24 protein-coding genes and 1 pseudogene are annotated in these 23,439 nt (G+C 40.4%); 9 read left to right on the top strand and 16 right to left on the bottom strand.

Going from position 1 to position 23,439, the window contains the following annotated elements; all coding sequences use genetic code 11:
- Positions 1–20: 20 nt before the first annotated feature.
- Positions 21–737 carry a response regulator transcription factor BfmR gene (bfmR, locus tag MST17_RS03680; protein WP_067764711.1) on the bottom strand — a complete coding sequence of 239 codons (717 nt, stop codon included), beginning with the start codon at positions 735–737 and terminating at the stop codon, positions 21–23.
- 588 nt (positions 738–1,325) lie between these two features.
- Between bfmR and MST17_RS03675 the strand changes: the two genes are divergently transcribed.
- The 7 genes from MST17_RS03675 (at position 1,326) to MST17_RS03645 (ending at position 8,753) form a co-directional block, all read left to right on the top strand.
- On the top strand, positions 1,326–4,157 hold the full coding sequence (locus MST17_RS03675) for a ribonucleoside-diphosphate reductase subunit alpha (protein ID WP_180025855.1): 2,832 nt from the start codon (positions 1,326–1,328) through the stop codon (positions 4,155–4,157).
- A gap of 598 nt (positions 4,158–4,755) precedes the next feature.
- The gene (locus MST17_RS03670; RefSeq protein WP_180025856.1) at positions 4,756–4,992 is read left to right on the top strand and encodes a CRISPR-associated protein Cas2; all 237 of its coding nucleotides are present in this window, start codon (positions 4,756–4,758) and stop codon (positions 4,990–4,992) included.
- 116 nt (positions 4,993–5,108) lie between these two features.
- On the top strand, positions 5,109–6,392 hold the full coding sequence (locus MST17_RS03665; protein WP_078191110.1) for a ribonucleotide-diphosphate reductase subunit beta: 1,284 nt from the start codon (positions 5,109–5,111) through the stop codon (positions 6,390–6,392).
- Positions 6,393–6,620: 228 nt separating this feature from the next.
- Complete coding sequence (locus MST17_RS03660) at positions 6,621–7,016, top strand: transposase family protein (RefSeq protein ID WP_071851480.1); 396 nt, start codon at positions 6,621–6,623, stop codon at positions 7,014–7,016.
- A complete protein-coding gene (locus MST17_RS03655; protein WP_257246855.1) occupies positions 6,964–7,434 on the top strand; it encodes a transposase family protein in 471 nt (156 codons plus the stop codon). Before MST17_RS03660 ends, MST17_RS03655 begins: the two co-directional genes overlap by 53 nt.
- A gap of 46 nt (positions 7,435–7,480) precedes the next feature.
- Positions 7,481–8,089, top strand: a complete 609-nt coding sequence (locus MST17_RS03650; RefSeq protein ID WP_180004739.1) for a DUF805 domain-containing protein — start codon at positions 7,481–7,483, stop codon at positions 8,087–8,089.
- Positions 8,090–8,153: 64 nt separating this feature from the next.
- Complete coding sequence (locus MST17_RS03645) at positions 8,154–8,753, top strand: DUF805 domain-containing protein (RefSeq protein WP_168378560.1); 600 nt, start codon at positions 8,154–8,156, stop codon at positions 8,751–8,753.
- Between the two features lie 40 nt (positions 8,754–8,793).
- Here MST17_RS03645 and MST17_RS03640 read toward each other — a convergent pair whose 3' ends face one another.
- A complete protein-coding gene (locus tag MST17_RS03640) occupies positions 8,794–9,207 on the bottom strand; it encodes a TM2 domain-containing protein (RefSeq protein WP_218947267.1) in 414 nt (137 codons plus the stop codon).
- A 93-nt stretch (positions 9,208–9,300) separates the two neighbouring features.
- Positions 9,301–10,471: pseudogene (locus tag MST17_RS03635) on the bottom strand (low temperature requirement protein A).
- A gap of 300 nt (positions 10,472–10,771) precedes the next feature.
- On the opposite strand from MST17_RS03635, the gene MST17_RS03630 reads away from it, so the two are divergent.
- On the top strand, positions 10,772–11,221 hold the full coding sequence (locus MST17_RS03630) for a hypothetical protein (protein WP_180004736.1): 450 nt from the start codon (positions 10,772–10,774) through the stop codon (positions 11,219–11,221).
- Positions 11,222–11,249: 28 nt separating this feature from the next.
- On the opposite strand, the gene MST17_RS03625 is transcribed toward MST17_RS03630, so the two are convergent.
- Positions 11,250–11,921: an HAD-IA family hydrolase gene (locus tag MST17_RS03625; RefSeq protein ID WP_180009333.1), complete on the bottom strand. Its 672-nt coding sequence runs from the start codon at positions 11,919–11,921 to the stop codon at positions 11,250–11,252.
- 98 nt (positions 11,922–12,019) lie between these two features.
- On the opposite strand from MST17_RS03625, the gene MST17_RS03620 reads away from it, so the two are divergent.
- Positions 12,020–12,787, top strand: coding sequence for a hydroxymethylpyrimidine/phosphomethylpyrimidine kinase (locus MST17_RS03620; RefSeq protein ID WP_180027253.1), 768 nt, complete (start codon positions 12,020–12,022; stop codon positions 12,785–12,787).
- A gap of 79 nt (positions 12,788–12,866) precedes the next feature.
- Here the strand turns inward: MST17_RS03620 and MST17_RS03615 are convergent, their stop codons facing one another.
- The 12 genes from MST17_RS03615 to MST17_RS03560 all read right to left on the bottom strand — a co-directional run bounded on the left by MST17_RS03615 (position 12,867) and on the right by MST17_RS03560 (position 23,355).
- Positions 12,867–13,919: a DUF1176 domain-containing protein gene (locus MST17_RS03615; RefSeq protein WP_180021350.1), complete on the bottom strand. Its 1,053-nt coding sequence runs from the start codon at positions 13,917–13,919 to the stop codon at positions 12,867–12,869.
- A gap of 90 nt (positions 13,920–14,009) precedes the next feature.
- Entirely contained in the window at positions 14,010–16,445 is a 2,436-nt protein-coding gene (locus MST17_RS03610; RefSeq protein ID WP_257224048.1) for an AI-2E family transporter, read from the bottom strand.
- 153 nt (positions 16,446–16,598) lie between these two features.
- The gene (locus MST17_RS03605; protein ID WP_257224049.1) at positions 16,599–17,030 is read right to left on the bottom strand and encodes a hypothetical protein; all 432 of its coding nucleotides are present in this window, start codon (positions 17,028–17,030) and stop codon (positions 16,599–16,601) included.
- Between the two features lie 25 nt (positions 17,031–17,055).
- Positions 17,056–17,739 (bottom strand): DUF2939 domain-containing protein, encoded by a 684-nt coding sequence (locus MST17_RS03600; protein ID WP_180004734.1) that lies wholly within the window; start codon positions 17,737–17,739, stop codon positions 17,056–17,058.
- 183 nt (positions 17,740–17,922) lie between these two features.
- Positions 17,923–18,258 carry a YegP family protein gene (locus tag MST17_RS03595; protein WP_180009306.1) on the bottom strand — a complete coding sequence of 112 codons (336 nt, stop codon included), beginning with the start codon at positions 18,256–18,258 and terminating at the stop codon, positions 17,923–17,925.
- 265 nt (positions 18,259–18,523) lie between these two features.
- Positions 18,524–18,886: a 5-carboxymethyl-2-hydroxymuconate Delta-isomerase gene (locus MST17_RS03590; protein ID WP_180009304.1), complete on the bottom strand. Its 363-nt coding sequence runs from the start codon at positions 18,884–18,886 to the stop codon at positions 18,524–18,526.
- 162 nt (positions 18,887–19,048) lie between these two features.
- Positions 19,049–19,390 carry a zinc ribbon domain-containing protein YjdM gene (locus MST17_RS03585; RefSeq protein WP_168378554.1) on the bottom strand — a complete coding sequence of 114 codons (342 nt, stop codon included), beginning with the start codon at positions 19,388–19,390 and terminating at the stop codon, positions 19,049–19,051.
- 156 nt (positions 19,391–19,546) lie between these two features.
- On the bottom strand, positions 19,547–19,915 hold the full coding sequence (locus MST17_RS03580) for a DUF488 domain-containing protein (RefSeq protein ID WP_180009302.1): 369 nt from the start codon (positions 19,913–19,915) through the stop codon (positions 19,547–19,549).
- A 45-nt stretch (positions 19,916–19,960) separates the two neighbouring features.
- The gene (locus MST17_RS03575) at positions 19,961–20,407 is read right to left on the bottom strand and encodes an SRPBCC family protein (protein ID WP_078191122.1); all 447 of its coding nucleotides are present in this window, start codon (positions 20,405–20,407) and stop codon (positions 19,961–19,963) included.
- 329 nt (positions 20,408–20,736) lie between these two features.
- Positions 20,737–21,123, bottom strand: coding sequence for a ribonuclease E inhibitor RraB (locus MST17_RS03570; RefSeq protein WP_168378552.1), 387 nt, complete (start codon positions 21,121–21,123; stop codon positions 20,737–20,739).
- 133 nt (positions 21,124–21,256) lie between these two features.
- The gene (locus tag MST17_RS03565; protein WP_180027254.1) at positions 21,257–22,192 is read right to left on the bottom strand and encodes a hypothetical protein; all 936 of its coding nucleotides are present in this window, start codon (positions 22,190–22,192) and stop codon (positions 21,257–21,259) included.
- A gap of 497 nt (positions 22,193–22,689) precedes the next feature.
- The gene (locus MST17_RS03560) at positions 22,690–23,355 is read right to left on the bottom strand and encodes a pseudouridine synthase (RefSeq protein WP_078191125.1); all 666 of its coding nucleotides are present in this window, start codon (positions 23,353–23,355) and stop codon (positions 22,690–22,692) included.
- Positions 23,356–23,439: the final 84 nt, after the last annotated feature.

Below are 23,439 nucleotides of genomic sequence, written 5' to 3'. Positions count from 1 at the left end.
CTGAGGGACGGCATTTTACATTAAATGCCGTTGGTTTCTTTTACGAATAAATAACCTTTACTACGTACGGTCTTAATACGTTTCGGGTTTTCAGGATCATCGCCAATTTTTGGACGAATACGTGAAATACGCACGTCGATTGAACGGTCTTGACCATCGTATTCAATACCACGAAGACGCTCAAAGATATCTTCACGAGAAAGAATGCGACCCGCATTAGATGCCAATAACCATAAAAGGTCATATTCCGCACTAGTAAAGTCAACCAACTCATTATTGAGTGTGACAGAACGACCACCATTATCAATTACAAGATCATCAAATTCGATGCGCTGTGCAACCTCATCTTCTGGTGCTTTATCTGTACGACGTAATAATGCACGAATACGCGCAAGTAAAACGCGAGGTTGAACAGGTTTTGCAACATAATCATCTGCACCCATTTCTAGACCCAACACTTGGTCCATGTCTTCGGTACGTGCAGTCAACATTAAAATTGGTTGATGGTAGTGTGGACGAACTTCACGACAAATGGTTAAACCATCTGCACCCGGAAGCATCACGTCGAGTAATACCATATCTGGTTGTTCAGCGATAATACGGCGAATCGCACGATTACCGTCTGGTTCTACCCCAACTTCAAGTCCGTTACGGATTAAGTATTCTTGAGTTAAACGAGCAAGACGCTCATCGTCTTCAACAATTAAAATTTTAGGTAACTTTTCTTCTTGGCTCATTGATTGCCCCTTATTTGATTGGGCGTATCCTATTTGAAATCCGATAGATACGCTTAAACATAGTTTGCAATATACACACGTTTACATTGTAAACAAGATGGCATTCACCAAACTGATACATCAATATCGTATTTTGTAATAAATTTTAACCTGCTACATTTTTGCAGCCGTATTTACCAATCATTTCCATGCCCTATTGCTCACAATACCAACAATTATAAATTTGGATACATTTTCATCGAATAAAAACTGACTGATTAATTCACAACTTTTTAGGCTTTCTGAAGTTATCCACAATGTTATCTATAAGCACTCTTTTTCGACTTTGCTATGCTATGCCCTTGTCGGATAAGGCATATATAACAAAGATAAAAAATAGGGATTTTTTGAGATGGATTTCTGCCAGAAAAGTTCAAAGCATTTAGTAAAATGTCAATATTGATATACCCTGAATTTTCCCGTATCTTGTGTTCAATAAATTTTTAAACCACTAGGTCTTGTGTTTAAACCTCAAACACTGTGGCATAAAAATTGCCCAGTTCAAACGGTCCTAACATAAAAATAGATGACAAATGGAGCTATGCTAGCATGAGCGTAACGAATTCAACCCCTGGTCAAATTCAGGTGATTAAACGCACCGGTGACGTTGCACCTTTTGATGCAGAAAAAATCTCTGTGGCGATTGGTAAAGCGTTCTTGGCCGTTGAAGGCCAGCAAAGCGCTGACTCCAGCCGTATTCATGACCGTATCTCTCAATTAACTGAGATGGTATTGAATACCTTTAACCGTCGTTTACCTTCTGGCGGTACCATTCATATTGAAGAAATTCAGGATCAGGTTGAACTTGCGCTTATGCGTACAGGTGAGCAAAAAGTTGCTCGCTCTTACGTGATTTACCGCGAACAACGTGCCGAAGCTCGTAAACAAACTGGTGCTCACCACCACCCTACTTTACAAGTGACAAGTTCAAACGGTCAGCTTAAACCGCTTGATCTTGGCGCACTTGAGGCAAATATTGTTAAAGCAGCTGAAGGTTTAGAAGGCATCGATGTTCGAGCGATTATCGATGAGACTGTAAAAAACCTTTATAACGGCGTAAAAGAGTCAGACATCTCAACGACCATGATGATGGCTACTCGTACACGTATCGAACAAGAACCAAACTATACTTATGTGACTGCGCGTTTATTGCGTAATGACCTTGTTGCTACAGGGTTAGAGTTCTTAGGTTTAGATACTGACACGAATGAAGGCGATGCTTTAGAAACTTTCTTGAAGAAAGGTATCGAGCTTGATCTTCTTTCTCCAGAACTACTTAACTTTGACCTTGCAAAATTGGCTGCTGCGATTCAACCAGAACGCTCAAACCAATTTACTTATTTAGGTCTACAAACCTTATTTGACCGTTACTTCATCCATTCAGATGGTGTACGTTTCGAATTACCACAATTATTCTTCATGCGTGTTTCAATGGGTCTTTCATTGAACGAAGAAAACCGTGAAGAACGTGCAATCGAATTCTATAACTTATTGTCTAGCTTCGATTACATGGCATCTACGCCTACTCTATTTAACTCTGGTACTTTACGTCCACAGTTATCTAGCTGTTACTTAACAACGATTTCAGATGACCTTTACAACATTTATGGCGCAATGCGTGATAACGCAATGTTGTCTAAATGGGCGGGTGGTTTAGGTAATGACTGGACACCAGTTCGTGCGCTTAACTCGTACATCAAAGGTACAAATGGTAAGTCACAAGGTGTTGTACCGTTCCTTAAAGTTGCCAACGATACTGCTGTTGCAGTCAACCAAGGTGGTAAACGTAAAGGTGCAGTATGTGCATACCTTGAAACTTGGCACTTGGACATCGAAGAATTCCTAGAACTTCGTAAGAACACGGGTGATGACCGTCGTCGTACACACGACATGAACACAGCGAACTGGGTTCCTGATTTGTTTATGCAACGTGTATTCGAAGATGCTGAATGGACTCTGTTCACACCATCTGAAACACCTGATTTGCATGACCTAACAGGTGCAGAATTTGCTGAACGCTATGCTTACTATGAAGGCATTGCGAAAGAAACCAACATGCTACATAAGAAAGTCCGTGCGAAAGACTTATGGCGCAAAATGTTGTCTATGTTGTTTGAAACTGGTCACCCTTGGATCACATTCAAAGACGTATGTAACTTACGTTCACCACAACAACACGTTGGTGTAGTTCACTCTTCTAACTTGTGTACAGAAATTACGCTGAACACTAACGAAGATGAAATCGCAGTATGTAACTTAGGTTCAATTAACCTTGTACAACACGTTCAAGGCGGTGTGTTAGATCGTGAAAAGCTTGCTCGTACAGTTAAAACTGCTGTTCGAATGCTCGATAACGTAATTGACATCAACTACTACGCTGTTCCTCAAGCGCGTAACTCGAACTTGAAACACCGTCCAGTAGGTATGGGTATCATGGGCTTCCAAGATGCTTTATACGAAATGAAATTGGCTTATGGTTCTGATGCTGCGGTTGAGTTCGCTGACGAATCGATGGAAGTGATTTCTTACTACGCGATTCAAACATCTAGCGATTTGGCACTTGAACGTGGTACTTACGAGACATTTAAAGGTTCACTTTGGGATCAAGGTATCTTGCCAATTGACTCTTTAGATATCGTACAAAAAGCGCGTCCTGACCGTATGTTCGAAGTTGACCGTACAACACGTTTGGACTGGGATACTTTACGTACTAAAGTTCAAAAAGACGGTATGCGCAACTCAAACGTGATGGCAATTGCACCGACTGCAACCATTTCGAACATTTGTGGCGTATCACAGTCAATCGAACCAACTTTCCAAAACTTGTATGTGAAATCTAACCTTTCTGGTGAATTCACAGTGATCAACCCGTACCTAGTACGTGCGTTAAAAGATCGCGGTCTTTGGGATTCTGTAATGGTGAACGACCTGAAACACTTCGAAGGTTCGGTTCAAAAAATTGCACGTATTCCTGAAGAGCTTAAAGCAATCTTCGCGACTGCGTTCGAAGTTGAGCCACGTTGGATTGTTGATGCTGCATCACGTCGTCAAAAATGGATCGACCAAGCTCAGTCGCTTAACCTTTACATCTCTGGTGCAAACGGTAAGAAACTTGATATGACGTACAAAATGGCATGGTTACGTGGTCTAAAAACCACTTATTACCTACGTGCATTGGGTGCGACTTCTGCTGAGAAATCAACCATTAACACTGGCGCATTGAACGCAGTTAAGCCTGCTACTGTTGCAGCACCTGTAACTGCTGTTGCGAAAGAAGAACCTAAAGCTGAAGTTGCTGCTGAAGAAGAAGGTTTTGGTCAAGCAGCTCCAGTGCCTATGGCATGTTCAATTGACAACCCTGATTGTGAAGCTTGTCAATAATCTGACAGGTTTTAATCCCCCTAAATCCCCCTTTGTAAAGGGGGACTTCCTAAAACCCTTTTGGATTCAAGGAAGCCCCTCTTTTTTTAAAGAGGGGTTTGGGGAGATTTAAAAAATTAAAAATAAATAAAGGACACCACCATGCCACATATGACGCATAACTATCAGTTAGGGCTTATCGCCTTGGTGGTTTCCTTTATTTTGACTTTTTATGTCCCGATCGCCTATTTCTGGTTCAAGGCATATAAATCGCGTAATCAAAATAAGTAGTTTTATAGACAGAATTACTTCTTTTGATAATGTAGAAATACACAATCAAACCTAGATCAAAGATTATGAAAGATAGAAAGTAATTGGAGATTTAGAAAGGATTTGGGAAAAATGTTGGGGATACTGCAATATCCCCTCCATCAATCTCAGATAACCGAGAACTCGGTTGGCTGAAAACTTTCTTAGTAGAAAGTAACGAAATCTTCGTTCACTTTGAGTTTTGAGTCAACTGTTAATTTTCACCTTAAAACTAAAGCTTTGTTTTTAGGAGTTTTAAAAATGAAAGCAAACAAACAGTCCAACTCAATCATTGTGAAAGGAGCTTTATATGAGCCAATGGTGCTTAAGTTACGATTTAAAAAATAAACCACGTTCAAATTATTCTAAGATTTATCAAACTCTTGGACTATATGAACACCAAAGATTACAAAAGTCGATTTGGTTATTAAATACCACTAAATCTTCTGATGAAATCATGAATGATTTTAGGCATTGCGTTGATCATGATGACCGTTTTGCGGTTTTCCCAATTGACCAAAATTTATTAAACATATTAAAGGAGTAAATACCCCGCCCATTTATTAATCATAATAAATGGTTTTGAAATAGGGAGAGGTTTATAATCTCTTCTCTATTTCAAAATGGGGTTCATTGCTTTTTAAATAAAGTGAGGAGAATCCCATGTCTATCCTAAGTTGGGACGATTTCGAAGATGATGAACCGAAACAAGCTGCACAAGCTCACCAGCCTGCGCCCGTCGAACCGCAAAAAACGACTGATTCGCAAGTGGTATCTAATGCACAGCACTCATCGCCGAATTTGGCAGCTGCACAACCCGCTCGAACCAGTACAAATCGACCAACAGATCCAACCGATCCGTTGGCAAGAGCATCTAACGCTCTAGAAAATCTAGACGTTGCACCTGGCTTAGAAGAGCTAGAAATGGGTGCTCAGCGTGTTCAAGTTGACGATAAAGCGATGATCAACTGCCGCGCTGACTTAAACCAACTTGTACCGTTTAAATACGAATGGGCTTGGCAAAAATATCTAGACGGTTGTGCAAACCACTGGATGCCGCAAGAAGTGAACATGAACCATGACATCGCACTTTGGAAGTCTGAAAATGGCTTAACCGAAGATGAGCGTACCATTGTTATGCGTTCTTTAGGTTTCTTCTCGACTGCGGATTCTTTGGTTGCAAACAACTTGGTTCTTGCAATCTACCGTCACATTACCAACCCTGAATGCCGTCAGTACATTTTACGTCAATCATTTGAAGAAGCGATTCACACGCACGCTTACCAATACTGTATCGAATCTTTAGGCATGGACGAAGGCGAAGTCTTCAACATGTACCGTGAAATTCCTTCAGTGGCTCGTAAAGCGGCATGGGGCCTAAAATATACACAATCTTTAAGTGATCCTACTTTCAAAACAGGTACACCTGAAAACGACCAAATCTTGCTTCGCAACTTGATCGCGTTCTACTGCGTACTTGAAGGTATCTTCTTCTACTGTGGTTTCAGCCAAATCTTGTCTATGGGTCGTCGTAACAAGATGAATGGTGTTGCTGAGCAATTCCAATACATCTTACGTGATGAATCTATGCACTTGAACTTTGGTATCGACATGATCAACCAAATCAAGATCGAGAACCCTCACCTATGGACTGCTGAGTTCCAAGAAGAAATCATTCAAATGATTCTTGAAGGTACAATGCTTGAAATCGAATATGCACGTGACACTATGCCACGCGGTGTATTGGGTATGAATGCAGGCATGATGGAAGAATACTTGAAGTTCATCTGTAACCGTCGTTTGAGCCAATTAGGCTTACCTGAACAATTTGCTGGTGTGAATAACCCATTCCAGTGGATGTCAGAAATGATGGACTTACGTAAAGAGAAGAACTTCTTTGAAACTCGCGTAACGGATTACCAAACTGGTGGCGCGTTAAGCTGGTAATAAATTTTTCAGCAAAATATCAAAAGCGGAACCAAGTGTTCCGCTTTTTTTATGAAGAATTTCATTCACCCAAGCAAATCTATGCATTTAATTTAATTCATATTCTGCTAATATAAAACGGTATAAAAATACATTAATTAATAGATCTCTTTCATAAATCAAAAAACGATCTTCTTTTTGGTTAATATTTGCACTCCGGATTTCTTAGCATTCGTGCATAATCTGCGGATGAAATACATCGATTCAAACAAGCTTTCTGATCCTCAGTTCAAGCGATACACAGGCATCTCATGGTCAACTTTCTATTTGATGGTTGAGCAATTGAAGAAACATGTCCCTGCCAAAGGCAGACCGCCCAAGTTAAGCCTGGAAGACCAGGTTCTGCTCTGTCTAAGCTATTGGCGGGAATACCGAACCTTATTTCACGTTGCGACGAGCTACGGGGTTTCAGAGCCCACAGCCTCAAGAATTGTCCGTCATGTTGAAGACTGCCTGATTCGGTCCAATCTCTTTAATTTACCCAAAGATTTACCCGAGGGCGAAGGCATCGATTGGAATGTTGTGATCGTGGATGCCACAGAAATTCCAATCCAAAGGCCTAAAAAAACAGAAGAAAAGCTATAGCGGCAAGAAAAAGATCCACACTTTCAAAGTACAGGCCATCATTCATTATCAAACTCAAAAAATCCTGAGTTTATGTACGAGTCGTGGTGCCGTACATGATTTCGAACTCTTCAGACGTAACTTGAATCAGATTCCTGCAGGTGCATTTATCCTTGCGGATAAGGGTTATCAGGGAATTTATACAGTGTATCCAAATAGCTTGTTGCCATTAAAAGCAAAGAAGCGCTGTAAACTGGATTCCGAACTAAAAATCTATAATCAGGAAATCAATAAAAGAAGAATTGGAATTGAGCATGTATTTGGCAGTTTGAAAACCTTCAAAATTCTTGCTGAGCGATATCGCAATCGAGGCAAAAGACTAGCATTAAGATTCAATCTAATTGCTGGAATTTATAACTTGGAGCTGAGTGAAAAATGACTTATGAAAGAAATCTAATAAAAATCACATAATAAAAGAGGACAGAATGAAAGGTCAGATATTAGATTATTCAGTACAAACCAATTCAGGCATCATCAGTGGAGATGATCAAAACCGTTATGAGTTTACAGGTGCAGAATGGCGTGGCCAAAACTCACCTAAACGTGGCGATCATGTAGATTTCGATATCAGTCCCGAAGGTCAAGCGGTTCAAGTATTCAATGCACTTGGCAGCAGTAATCCTATTCAACAAATTTCACAGCACCTCGATAAAATTTCAAACCAAGACCAAGCTGAATCAAAATTCAACATGATTGATTGGTTTGTCAAATGTCTAAAAAATTATGCCAACTTTACTGGACGTGCACGCCGTAAAGAATATTGGTTTTTTGTTTTGGTCTATCTTATCGCAATGATTATTACTCTGATTGTCGATTCAGTGCTTAGAACCAGAGGAATATTCACAGGTATTTTCATCTTAGCAATGGTTATTCCGTCCCTTTCTGTTGCAGTACGTCGTTTACATGATATTAATAAATCTGGTTGGTATTGGTTAATACAAATGATTCCGCTCGTTGGACCAATTCTGGTTCTAATTTGGCTTGCAACAGAAACCAAACCTGAAGTAAACCAATGGGGACAACCTGCCAAATAAATAAAAAATCGTGGCTACTATTTATGTAGCCACCCTATCTACAGCACATTAACTCAGGAAAAATATGAAAGGACAAATACTAGATTTTTCGATTCAAACTAATACTGGGGTGATTAGTGCTGAAGATGGAAAACACTATCAATTTGCTGGTCATGAATGGCGCGGTCAAAGACCACCTACACGTGGAGAACAGGTTGATTTTGCTTTGGATGAAAGTGGGCAAGCGATTCAAGTCTATATTGCATTACACCAACAAAGTTTTTCCACGAATACGCGAGCAAACTACAGTGAAGAAGAGGAAAACTATGACTTTTTCGCGTGGTCATTCAAACCACTGAAAAAGTTTGCTGAATTTGAAGGACGTGCTCGACGTAAAGAGTTCTGGTTCTTTTGGCTATTTTGTATATTGGTCACTATACTTGCCTCTATTTGCGATTTCGTTATTGGCAGTGAACCTTGGCTAGAAAATATTACCAATATCGTTTTACTTATTCCTAGCTTAGCTGTTGGCGCACGTCGACTACATGACACGGGACGTTCAGGTTGGTGGCAACTTTTAATGCTCACAATCATCGGAATCATTCCACTGATTATATGGTGGGCTACAGACACCAAAGCCGAGAACAACCAATGGGGTCAACCCGCTAGAGATCTGCAACAATAAGATAAGGCGCACAATGCGCCTTATCTTTTAACAAAAAACTTTAGCCATATTTACGCGCAAAATCTTCATCTGAAGTGCATAGATAAACAATAAATTCAATAAAAGCAACAATGGATGGAATAAAGGTCCAACAGAATAGCAGATACACAATCCCCCATCCAATACGACCCAAATAGAATTTATGTATACCAAATCCACCAAGGAAGAATGCTAAGAGTGCAGCAACAATACGACTCTTTTGACCGTATTGCGTGCCTAAAGCATTCGGCACAGCGACTAAGTAAATATCGGTTGCGTAACCCAATCCACTTGTCTCAAAATCAACAAATTGTCCACGAGCAGGAACAGTTTGTCCTTTCCAATCGCTTCCAGAAAATTGATAACGATTCTGATCATCTCCACTGATGATGCCTGTATTATTTTGAACAGAAAAATCGAGTATTTGCCCTTTCATATAATCCTCTATGTTTTATCTTTATTTGATGATTCTTGGACGTTATTTTCATCAGTAATATAACGAATTATTGATGAATATCATATCATTAACTTATCTTGCCAAATAGCATTTTGTAAACATCAATCTCAATGCATATACCACTGCCATCGCAAATATTGCATAACCCGCAGGAGTAATAAACAACGGAATACACAAAACAATCACCACGGTTAAAGGATATAAAAGTTTTCTAAAGCCACTTTGATGATGCAATTCATGGAGTAAATATAAACTTGTCGTATAAATCACGAGGCTGATCGCCACAAAGTAGCTTTCTTTTTCAGAACTAATCAGTACCTCATGCGAAACCACATCGACTGCGGCAGCTAAACTAGCACCAGTCGCCGCAATACTAATAAAGACAAAGAAATGTCCATAACCCCAAGTAAATGCCATTTTTCGGCTATTTAGACGCTCTGCAATACTGGTATCAAAATAAGACCACCACATGGTGAACATCATCATCAGGCCGCCCACCATCAGAAAAATCAGTTCAGTACTAAAACGCTGATTTGTTAATGCATCGGTTATGGCAATCGAGCATCCGACAATAGATTCGCCTAAAACGATAATGGTAAGCAGTGAATATCGCTCTGCAATATGATGCGCATGCCAAGGTGTACGGCTTGCAGCTTCTGCAAAAACTGGGATAGACAGTTCAGCAATTCCGAGCAAAATGAAAAGATAAACTGTGAAATGCAGCGGTGAAAAATGAAAGAACAGCCACCCCACTTGCACCAGTATGATGCCAAAAGCATAGCGTAATGCTGTTTTCCGACGGGACAGATCATGCTTTGCAACGCGAAACCACTGCTGTAACTAAGCCCAGACACATAATGGCATAACCAATCACAATTACGTCAAAATCCTGCTTTTGAAAAGCGCTTGGAATACCTGCAGCAATGACCAAAGAACCAATGATCTGTACGAAAGTTAAGATTCGATAGAGCGCATCATCATTATCATACGCCGAAGCAAACCAACTAAAGTTCATCCACGCCCACCACAAGGCAAAAAACACCATGCCATACAGCGTTAAACCCTGAGCTAAATGATTTTCAACAATGGCATGATGCAGTTGCTGCCCTGCTGTTGCGATCGCCACGACAAAGATCAAGTCAAAAAGCAATTCTAAAGAGGTCGCGACACGATGATGCTCATGTGGATCACGTGGGTGCAAAGGTTTGAGCCACTGACTAGGGAATAAAAATGATTTGGACATAGCATTCAGCTTTATTGTTTTCTGTCTGAATTTTTTCAAAAGCCTGAAACAGTTACAAGATCGATTACATAAATCAGATGAGAAACAGTTTTCTAGAAAAAGGATAATGGCTTTAAAAACACACTTAAGATTTAGATATTTCAATTGTAGAAGTTAAAAATTCAAAGTGACAAAACTGCGAAAGACGTTTTAAGATAAAAACTCGATAGATCGATGTGTTTTTTATATCTCAGCTATATTTTTCTCTAAATTTTAATGACATACTGCTATCCACTAAAATAATAATGAAACCTAAAAGTAATGTTAGAAGAAAAATTAGCGTCTTTTCCTGACGCAGTTTGGGTACAGATTCATTATGATCAAATGCAAGTTTTAACGCGTGATCATCAAATTGTAGCTGAACAAAACTGCCCTCTGGCTTTTATAGAACGTGGAAGTTTTGTCCGAAACTATCATGTTGCAGAACAGTGCTTCAACCAACTCATACAACAGATCCACTTCAAGTGGTATGAGTTTGGACAGCCGGTTATTTTTATTCAGTTAAAAGAACGCTTAAGTGAAGAAGTCAGCGCACTCGAGCTACAAGCCATTCAAGAAATGGCTCTAAGCGCAAATGCACATTTTGTATTTGTTTACGACAAACATGGTATCGCACTCGAAGCAGAAACCATCAAAAATGATGAGTCTCCTTTGCTCAAATGGCTTTTCTGTGGGGTGATCTTGCTCATTTTGCTGATTATCTTTAAATAATCAGCATCATTCATTAGGTTCGGTGCAACTACGACACTTTCTGCTGCTGCAATTGCTCAATACTCGAAATCAAATCGTTAAAACCGTCAATTACTAGCGCTGGTGCAGCCATTTGAATTTCTTCTGTACTACCATAACCATAGCTCACAGCAATACTCGGCACAGCATTACGGCGCGCGCCTAAAATATCGTACTCACGGTCTCCCACCATCACACATTCCTTCGCATCCAACTGTTCTTGCTGCAAAATGTATTCAATTAAATCGCCTTTGTTGGTTCGCTCACCGTTCAGTTCACTGCCATAGATCACAGTAAAATATTTTGCCAAATCAAAATGTTCTAAAATTTGGCGGGCATAGACCGTCGGCTTTGCTGTAGCGACGTACAAGTGAAAGCCTTGCTGTTGTAAAGTTGCTAGAGTGTCGGCAACCGCAGGATACACTTTATTTTCAAATAAGCCCGTAACGGCAAAGCGCTCGCGATAACCAAGTAAAGCCTGATCTGCAAGTACATTATGCATATCGACATTGAGGATTTTGGCCAAAGAGGCTTTCAAAGGTGGTCCAATGATCCAATCGATATTGGTCTCATCCGAAATAGGATGTCCAATTTTCGCCAGTCCATAGCGTGCTGAAGTGGTAATGCCAACTTTTGGATCTGTTAATGTTCCATCGAGATCGATCAATATATTCTTAATCACAGCTTTTACCTTATCCATTCACTTCTGCAAAAATACTATCGAGTGTTCGCTCAAAGTTGCCTATACTATCGCAAATTTTGTGTAATAAGGACATCATTGTGCGCCCTACTGTACTGTGCTTTTCAGGTCTTGACCCTTCAGGTGGTGCAGGACTGCAAGCGGACATTGAAGCCATTGGTCAAAGTGGCGCACATGCTGCCATTGCGTGTACAGCATTAACCGTTCAAAACTCACAACGAGTGTATTCGTTTGAAGCAACCTCTCGTGAGTTATTGCTGGCCCAAGCACATGCTGTCGTCGGTGACCTCCCTATTCGCTGTGTAAAATCAGGAATGCTAGGAACGACTGAAAATATCGCGGCTCTCGCTGAGTTTTTACGTGAACATCCCGAATATCATTATGTTCTCGACCCCGTTTTAGTTGCCAATAGTGGTGGCTCTTTGGGCGATCAAGCAACTTTGGTCAAAGCCTTTGCAGAACTAATTCCACTTGCCACTGTGCTTACACCCAATACCGTAGAATTACGTGCGCTCACAGGTGAAGAGGATATTTCTAAAGCAACTGCGCAACTTTTTGCGATGGGTGCTCAAGCGGTATTAGTAAAAGGTGGGCATGAAAATACGCCTGACTATATTCAAAACTCGTTATATGTTCAGGGTGAATTAGTCTCTGAAACCCGTTGTCCACGACTGGATGGGGAATATCATGGTTCGGGCTGTTCATTGGCGAGTTTTATTGCAGGGCGTTTAGCCTTAGGTGATGAGCTCAAAACGGCTGTTCATCATGCCGAAACATGGTTATTTGGTGTGTTGAAAATCGCTGAATCACCGGTTGTCGGTGGACAAAAAATACCAAAACGTTTTTAAAGTACTCGGTTATTTATTTAAACCCCATAGAATAAACCGCTATATCATTTAAAGCCCTGAATATCAGGGCTTTTTCAAATTAAGAGTCGAGTTGAACGCGATAGACCAAGGTTGGAATTTCCCACGCACCACCAGCAAATCCTTTGCACTGTGTGGTTTTTGCCATATAGGTTTGGATAAAACGCTGACCATTCCATGACCACTCCCCCGTACTATGACAGTCGCCAATGCCTCGTCCACGTTGATTGGAGAAAATCTGCCCTTCGCTAAAACCACTTCCGGAAAAGGTCACGGATTGTTTGATTTGCTTTAAATTTCGATCCATCAGCCAATAGCCATTACCACTATTATATGCCCCACGCCAACATGGCACTTCGACCAAGGCATTTTTCCCATTGATTGGAAACACCACGACCCGATCATCCTCTAAGAAATTTGCATCAAAGAGTTGAGGACAATCTTCTACTGTCGTTTTCTTCTTTATCAATCCAAACAATTGTTTGGCTGTGGGCGCATTGACGGCATACCGTGTTTGTAAGCCCTTACTATAATTTTGAATATTCACTTTCGGAATACTTTTCGGTTTGAGTACATTGACCGAACTGTTATTGGCTTTACGCAATAATGCCGAATTTGTCCCTATGCGCTTTTGAAAATCATCCATACGGAGTAAAACTGCACTAGCGCCCTGCACGGACAATAACCATGTTTTGTTGTTGCCTTTCCACACAATTGGTTGGTTGGCTTGTAAGGCTTGAATCAGTTTTTGAGTTTGAGCTGCACTTAACTGACCCTCCGCGGTTTTGGCATCAAGCTGCACAGTTCCCTGATTTTTACCTAAAATGTAAAGTTGAAGTGGTTTATTTGCCGCATTGAAGGTTTCAGGATCGAGTTTTACTCGTGCGCTGACTTGCGCTTGAGCTCCCGCAGCACGTTGTAATAACACAGAAATAGCGGGCTGATTGCCTTCCGCTTGATAACCTGCAACGCGACATGTCCCCGTATTATCACAAGCGATTTCCCAATCCTTATGTGAAAAATAATTTCCTTGAATTTGAGCAAAACTCACACTACAACCCAATGCAGCAATGTAGCCCAATAAAAGTTGCCAGATGACATTATTTTTGTTCATGTCTTTGGCTCAAAATAATTATATTAGAGCCATCTTAGAATGCTTTTCACTGAAACTCCAGTTTAAATGGATCTGCTACATGATTTAAATTTATAGAGATGAATCATTCAGTTGCTGTATCTCTTCACATTTTTTTCGTTTCGCATTTTCATCACTGAGCGTATTCATCAAATCTGCCGCTAGGCCTTTTAAAAGACTCATATCATCATCGGTCATTTGATTCGGCTGCCGATCTAAAACACAGAAACTTCCCAAGGCCACCCCATTACGGTCTCTAAGTGCAACGCCTGCATAAAAGCGAATGCGGTTATGCATCAATTCAGGTAAATGAGCAAAGCGTGGGTCACGTTGTAAGTCTTCAATAATCAAGCGTTCATTTTGATATACCAAATGGCTGCAGATTGAGTCTTGTTTCGACTGGCGCACCTGCATCGGTTGCTCGGTAGCCTGAGCCAAAGGGCTACCTGGAGTATAGACCCAATCTTGCTTGACCCAAGAAATTTGTGCATATTTCACATCGAAGGCTTGTCGGGCTTCTTCAATATATTGTTCATAGATCGGCAAATTCCGCTCATCCAAAACATTCAGTTCTTCTAATGCTTTTAAGCGCTGTGCTTCAACGCTAGGATCAGGCTCATCCAACCAAGATTCACCATGCGTCAATTGAAAAGCTTCAATGGTTAATATCAAATCATTCATATTATTGACCACAGCATCGACGGTGAAATTTTCTTTGATCGCATCTAATTGCTTTACTTCATCACAGCTCCACAGTGCAAAAATCATTTTTTTATCTGGAAACTGTGCCTTAAAAAAATGGCTTAATAGACGGATTTGAGCTTCAGGTGCTGTATGAAAAATCGAAATACATACGATCTGAATATCCTCTTGGATATCACCCATATTTTGATGCTGATTCTGGATTAAGACATCGCTAAAAGCCTGAGCCTGAATACCGCTTAAGCTTAGGCCATGCGCCAACATAGCCGATACTTGAACATCTATTTCCCAACGTGCGCCGATACACAAAACCTCAGTTTTCTGATCCTGCTGTGCCACTGGATATGCCCGTTGAAAACTATGATTAAACAGTTTTAATCCCTGATGTAAACGTAGTCGATGTTCAGCACTGGCCTCGGTGTTGTGGCCTCTCGAAAAAATCCGTATGGCTGGAATCGCGACTTTGGCATAAAACGCATTAACCCGCCGTGCCTTGATTTCATCCGTCGCATCCTTCGGTAACTTTTTAGCAATAAAATTTTGTGCGACATCCACGGCATCTTGCACATCATCAGCGACTAATCTCTGATAGAAGCGCTCATGCGGTGCCAATGCAGGCGTACTACCGATCAGGGTTTTAATAAAACCTAAGGATGGTACATAGCTCGAAAGCACCAATAAACACGCGGTTAAAGGCGTCGATAAAATCAAACCAATCGGCCCCCACACAGCCGTCCAAAACATGGCAGCAATAATAATGGCTAAGGTTGAAAGTCCGGTACTTTCCCCATATAACCAAGGCTCAATAATATTATTACTGACCAACTCCAAGAGCAAAATTAAACCCACTGTCCATAGCACCATATTCCATGTGGGATCTACCGCAAAAGCCAATGCAATGGGGAAAATCGCAGAAATCATTGGGCCGACATAGGGAACAAAGCGCATCACAATCGCCACCATTCCCCACATAATTGCTGCCGGCACCCCAATAAACCAAAGTCCCAAGGCCATCGGAATACCGTAGGTCACATTGACCATCAGCTGCATACGTAAATATTTACCGATACGATTGGCGGCTTCATCTAGTGCGTCTGTTCCGATATTTAAATTGCCGCCCAGCAGCTTAAGGAAACGGTCATGCAAATCTTTCCGATTGACCAAAATCAGAATCACAAATAAAAATACAATACCTGCGGTTGCCAAGGGATTGAGCACCCGCTCACTCCAAGCCATGACCGCTTCAGCCGTGGTTTGTTGTTGTCCCACCACTTCCACTTGCTGCACTTTAGGATTTTTCTCTTCAGGCACCACATCATCTATCGAGTTTTCAACAGTATCTATGGTGGTTTTTGCGCCATCCCAAACACTCGGGCCGCGTGCAAATTGACGAATAGAATCCATTTTCTTTTGAATCGTACCGTGATATTGCGGTAACTCTTGGCTTAATTGCCCCAGTTGATAACCCAAATAAGAGGCCGCGCCGGACAAAATCGCCAAAGCCAAACCGACCACAATAAATATCGATGGCATCTGTGGTAGTCCCCAACCTCGGAGTTTCATCACCAAAGGGTCAACTAAAAAAGCCAATAAGATTGCGAGTGCCAATGGAATAAAAATATCTTTACCAAGATATAAGGCCGCAATCAGCAAACTGCCGATGATAAACCCTGCTGTGATTCGAATCACTTTATGTAAATCTGCAGGGGGCATTTGCTTCGATGCGTTCAGGTCTTGCAAGCCTTGCTTTTGACCTGATGGTGATGATTCAAATTCTTGCGCTAATTTATTATTTTTATGATCCATTTTCTTATCCTGAACGATGGTCATTATTTTTTAATTTAGGCTGAAGTTTTAGGGCTGCATACGCATTTCATGTAATGATTTGCAAAGAAAAAAACAGAGCTTTATAGCTCTGTTTTCATACTGCGTTTCGAGAGGAATTAAAAGGTAATCACTTTACTTTGATGAGTCACAATATCCACGGGAACAGAAATATGTTGATGAACGATCTTCCATTGAGACTGCGTTTTTTTTCATCCCAATGGTATTACGACACCACGAGATCCCCGGCGTCGGTATCCCGCTCTGATCATCAATTTTGGAATAACAGTGCAGAAAGGCAATATCAGGATCTGCATGGATGACCAATTCCCGCCTAAATACCTTTAAGCCTTCACGAAAATACTCCCGATAAAATTCCCACATTTTTTGATATGCCATTAAGCCACGCATTTCACAACTGGCATCAAAAAAGTACACATCTGCTGCGCAGGATTCAGCAATATTTTCAATTTTCAATTGGCAGATGACCTCATCCCAATTGGCTAAAAATTGCAGAATTTCGTCAGCGGCCTGTTGGTCACCAACTATTTTGATTTTATCTTGCATCTCTGGCACCTATTTATTTTATTTTTTATGAAGCATTGTTCTGGGCGGCGTTTGGAAGTTGAATTTTAACGATCTTCCAGCTCCAACCGCGGCGTTGCATACTAAATACGGTATATTTTTCTTCGCTTAGGCCTTGGAGCGGCACATACAGATCAAATCGATTCCAAGCGCTATAGCTGGCTTTGGGTTCAAGTGGCTGGCTTTGCTTTAAAGCAACAGCGGTTGCAGTTTCGTCATTTTTGGATAGTGTTGACGCATAAGGTTGTTCTGCTACCTTATTTTCAGCATGCGTGAATAGTTCAATCCCTGGGCTAATCATGCTCGGATTGGTCAGTTTGGTTATTTCTGGTAGTTGGATCGACTCTTTTAATGCTTTGCCTTGTAAAAGCAGCATGATACTGGTTGGATTGACCAGACTATCGACTAGCGTTGCACTGAGGACTGTGCTGAGCTGCCCACCCCAAGACTGGGCAAATTCGGGTAAATGCTGTAGCCCAGTTTTCTGTTGAATGAGGTCTTCAACTTGTGGTTTTAGACTCGATTTGACTGCCGCAAAATCGATATATTGAGCAATTTTTTCAGGTTGATTGTGCTCATAGGCTTGACGTATTTGATACAACACCCAATACGGAGACGCAATCATCCAACCCATGACGATGATCAAAATCGTAATGAGCCCATAATACAAAATATGATTCTGCTTATTCATCGTTCACCACTCTAGCCAGTGAAGTTGTGGTACTTCCTTGTACCGTCAAATAAGCCTGATCTGATTGAATAGCGTCCAACCCAACAGCACTTATCTGAGAACCATATTGCTTTTGACCTAGTGATTTTGATGAGCCATCAGGGTTTATTCCCTTTCAACTATCTCTATCAGGTTATTGCAAATTTAAACTGTTAGATCTTTAATTTGGGTACTTGCACCATTGGTTTTAACTGATTCAATGCCTTTATCTCGCGATTGCTCACTGGCATAAAATTGGCTAGTTCCAATAATTTGATGGTTTGCCGCTTTCAAATTGAAATAAGGTTTGCCATTTTTGGCTGTCAGTCGTTCAAAACGGCTGTCATCTGCACTGTTCTTTTGTACAGACTCAATCCCGTTTTGTGCTGATGCTTTCGCTTTGTATAATTCACTCGTTAAAATGATTTCACCGTTACCCGCTTTTAAAACAAAACGGAACTGCTGATCATTAGAGTGACTGATCTCGTACCATCCCGACATAGGTTACCCCTTCATTTTCATTGTTTTATCTATTATTCGATCAGGATTTGTTGTTGGAAATTCAACCTGATCTACAGAATATAAATGAACTCGGTCACATTTTTCAATGTCTTTTTTGATCAGTATAAAGCTCAAAATTTAATCAAAAAGGGATTTTTTAATAAATAATTCCAATAAAAAATAATCCGACCGAAGTCAGATTTCATCATTTTTACAGCATGATGTATTTCAAAATATATGCGCGTTTCTGCATGTAATGAATGTCTTAAGAACTCACGATCTGCTTTGAATACGTCGCTTTATTCATTTCTAAAATTTCCACACAAAGTTGCACTTCTACTACTGAAGCTGTGACATGTTGTTTCAGCACGTCCAATAACAACAATGAAATTTGCTTTTGCACTTCGACCGTTCGACCCGTCAATAATGAAACTTTGGCATGCATATACGCATGTTGAGCGTGTTCATCCAAGCCCACAACAAAATCTTGTTGAGCGACAGCACGGCTCTTAATATCATTGATGGCACTCACATGACCCGATTCAAATAAGGCAGCGTTTAGCGCTTTAAGTAAAGGTCGAGCTTCGACGTCAAGGTTATTGGAATATTCCAAATGAATATGCGGCATAGTAAAGACATTTCAAACCTGTAATGCGTCTATTATGCAGGCTGAAAAGTAAAATCTATAGCGGATTAGATATCAATTTCATGTTTAAGTAGACATCCTAAGCCAAGTGTTGACTTCGCTTAGGATGCTTGAAGGTTGCTTTAGAGCGAACAAAAACGAAACTTAAACTTTTTTCACGTATTCAGATTTGAGTTTCATAGCCCCGATACCATCAATTTTACAGTCAATGTCATGACCATCTGTTGCATCAGCTAAAAGTCGAATATTTTTAACTTTGGTACCAACTTTCACCACTGACGATGAGCCTTTAATTTTAAGATCTTTCACCACAGTAACCGTGTCGCCATCGGCCAATACATTGCCATTGGCATCTTTAATCAGCACCTGTTCATCTGCAGCGCTTTCGCCTTCACGCCATTCGTGTGAGCATTCAGGACAAATCAGTAAGTCACCATCATTATAGGTATATTCAGAATTACATTGGGGACAATTGGGTAAAGACATAAAAGACCTCAAAAAAGATGGATGTAAAAATCCATAAAAACTTAATATAACATTTTTATGTATTTCATGAACTTAAAAACCATAAATATCGTATGGTTTAATCACCTTGTGAAGGTCGTAAATTTCACAACGCTACAGCACTTGAAGGTTTAAATTTTAGATATCTAATGAGGTGTTTAATATTAACGCTTTTAAGATATGCGCATGATTTTTATCCGTATGTTTAGCCGCTGTGAGTAAGGTTAGTGGCTCCTCTTTTTCCCATGCCCGTAGTTGTTCCAACTCGGCTTGATGTGGCTGTATTTCTTGCAAATAGCGCTGTTTAAACTCGTCCCATCGAGAAGCCATTGCCTCATCTTGATGATACCAACGACGTAAATCTGTAGATGGCGTCAATGCCTTCGGCCACAAATCTAGCTCTGCGCTCACTTTACTGATACCACGCGGCCACAAGCGATCGACCAAAATGCGTTTACCGTCGTCTGGGCTTATCTCATCATAAATACGTTTAATGTGTACAGTCATTAAGCCCTCCTTCGCCTATTTATAGTTTTTCGATCATTCTTCAGATTATTCATCGGGGATCGCTGGATTCACTAAAAAAGCCAGCAACTGTAAAGACTCCTGCCACCCCAAATAACAGGCATCAGGTGGAATAACGCTCGGCAACCCTGCCTGTACAATCGTCACTTCGGTTCCTACGGAGACCGCTTTAAACTCAACAGTGACTTCGATTTCACCAGCTAACTCTGGCATATCAAATTGGTCTGTATAGCGCAGTAAATGATTCGGCACGACTTCATGATAATCACCATGAAAAGCGTGTGTGGTTCCCGTTGAAAAATTTTGAAACGACATGCGGTACGAGCCACCTACACGCACATCCGAATGCTCCACATGGGCCGTAAATCCATGCGGTGCCATCCATTTCACCAAAGCATCTGGCTCCACAAAGGCACGATAAACGCGCTCTACAGGCGCACTAAAAACACGATGTAATCGAACAGTATTGCTCATGATGATGTCCTTGTGTCATTGTTTTCACTGAATCATCCACATGCATTCACCCTCGCTTTATCGTCCATTTTTATCACACTGAAACGTTCTAAATGAAACAGCTTTGAGACATGCGAGAAAGGTCATTGCTGTTCAATACTATAGTGAATCCTACAGATTGATCCCATCACTTTAACGCAATGCCGTGTTATGTTTTGTGAGCTGCATTTATATTGATTTTTATAAAAATATTGAAAAATCAAAATTTTACACAATTTCTCTAAAATTTAAATAATAAAAAACCCAGTTGAAAGACTGGGTTCTTGTTGCTAAAGATGCAATAGTGAGACTTAGCTCAATTGTGCTTCATCTTCTTCCAGATCATCATCTTCATAGATATAAGCCATACAACCCCAGCCATCATATTCGCCCGAATGTTGTTCCGCAATTTTAATAAACCACTGCTCTAAATCAACGATATCTTCATAATCAGGTTCCATATAGACATAGACCGTGATAATCCATTCCACGCGATCTGATTCTTCATCTTGGAACAACGAAATTTTTTGCTCTTCTTTCAATAAATACAATGCACACTGTTCAGCCTGCGCTTCGTTCGAAAAGGCAATTGAATATTCGATTTCGTGCGGCACAGATAAATCATCACCATCTTGCTGCATCTGCCACAGCACATTGCCATTATCATCATCTGGAAATTGTTTAAAATCACGAGTCATTGTACTTTCCCTTATCGTTTATGAATTTTATTCTGTTGACTTAGATTAACGGATAATTGTTGCAATTTGCATTAGCGAAATCTCTTTAATCAGAAATAGACCGCCGAAGTGATCTTTCTGATAACAATTCAAATTAAACCACAACATCCATGTGGGCCTGAGTTTCTTTGAGATGTAAAACCAAAGCTGCCATTTTCAATTCTTCTAAGCGTAATTGTAGATAACTGTCGAGTACCCGTGCCTGACTAAAATGTACACCATGCGCATTGAGCAAGGTGAAATCATCCGCCAAAGCCTGCAATAGCTCACCTAAGTTTTTGGTATTTAATTGGGCTAAATACAAATCAGCACGACTATTAAACACCAATGTAAATAATTGCATCGCAGCCAAACGACGTTCTTCATCAACATAATTACAGTTTGCAGTCGATTGCTGCTCCATTGCATCAATCATTTTGCAACGTACCGCAGTCAAATTTTGCTTTGCCGCAGATTCATTCATACCATCCATCAGCTGATCTAAAATACTCTGTAAAGGCAAAAAGAACGCTGACTGATAGCCCCGTATTTTGTTGTCCAAAGCACGGTTGATGTTTTCCAAATGCTGCTGATCCAGCGCTTGGCTATATAAACCTTTTAACTCGGCACGGGCTTGTTCCTGCGTTTGTAATTTGGCTTTTTCTTGATATTTGCTCAAATACTGACGCACTTGTTCGATCTTGGCGCGAATATCATTCAACATGATATCTGCATTGGCTTTGGTGACTTCTAACAAGCCATCTGCCTGTAAAGTTCGATACTCAACATATTGTTCAATATCCACAATATGTTGATATTTCGCTACTTTATCGACTTGGATTTTTAAGCCACTGTTTTGAATGCGTAATTGACTGATTTCATAATTCAGTTCATCTTGTTGCGACTCTGTTTCAGCCAGTTTTAACCGCGCACGATCGAAGTTTTCCTGCAGTGAACGTAGGGTTTTATCATTTTTCAATTTGCGGTTATAAACAAAAAGGAGAGCCACAATTAATAGGATGATAAGGACGATTAAAGCAATATTGATCATTTGCCAATCCTCAAAATAAGCTTCAATAATTTAAGTTTATTCCCCAAAAAAAACCTAATTTATAAAAATTAAAATCAATAATTTATTTCATATTAGCAGAATAAATGCAAAAAACTGTATTTATCTGACCAAATACACACTTGCACACAATTTAACTAAAATGCTGTTTTAAATCATTTTAATAAAATATTTTTATATTAAAAAAGTAATCATTCAATATTCATTAGAAAATATAATAAAACCTTAAAAATGGCGTTTATTTACTAAAAGCTACAAAGAAATTTAATATCAATCTTTCTAAATTTTTCACATACTTTATAGAGATATTTAAATTATTTATATATCCCCAGAATTGGGGATATAGTGTATATCATGAATCATTTTTAAGCAGAAAAACCTATTTAAAGCTGTAGATATTCTGCGCTTTTTACGAGTCCCAAAGGTTTTAATTCAATGCAGCAGTTTTTATGAACAATGAGCATTCACATGAATATGCTTTAAAATTCTGCCGCACAATGAATATGAACAGCTTGTTGAGTTAAAGGCTGGGTAAATGCCAGATCGCAAGCATGTAACGCCATCCGTCCGAGTGAGCTCTGTTTTGCATTCGGGTGATACAGTTGATCCCCTGTAATTGGGTGCCCAATATGCATCATGTGTACACGTAGCTGATGAGAACGCCCTGTCACTGGTGTTAATAATACTCGGCTAATGTCCTTGCTTGCGTCATAGCTAATGGCTTGATACAAGGTTTTTGAGGGTTTGCCCAATTCAAAATGCACCATCTGACGTGGGCGATTTTCCCAGTCCGTAATGAGGGGCACTTCAACACTGCCCTCACCTTCAAGTTTGCCCTGAACTAAAGCCACATATTGCTTTTGAACCGTCCGCGCTTGGAACATTTTACTCACTGCCACTTCTGCATCGCGGTGTTTCGCAAACATCAAAATGCCTGATGTTGCCATGTCTAAACGATGGGTAATTTTTGCAGCAGGATACTGCTCCAAAACACGAAGGTAGGCACTGTCATGATGCTCAGGCAAACGTCCCGGAACCGACAACAATTCCGCCGGTTTTTCGATAACAACCAAGTCTGCATCTTCATACAAAATACGTAGAGGACCTTGAGGCGGCGCATAGACAAAGTTGGGATCTAAAGGCATGGATAGACTGTGTACTGGGAGAATGTCGGCAAAATAACAACTGACTAATTCGCTGTCAATCGACTTTGGCCGATCAGGTCTAAC

The organism is Acinetobacter sp. YH16056_T (genome assembly GCF_024605895.1).
Lineage (GTDB): Bacteria > Pseudomonadota > Gammaproteobacteria > Pseudomonadales > Moraxellaceae > Acinetobacter > Acinetobacter amyesii.
The sequence above is the reverse complement of the archived record's forward strand: the minus strand, read 5'-3'. Positions and strand labels throughout refer to the sequence as shown.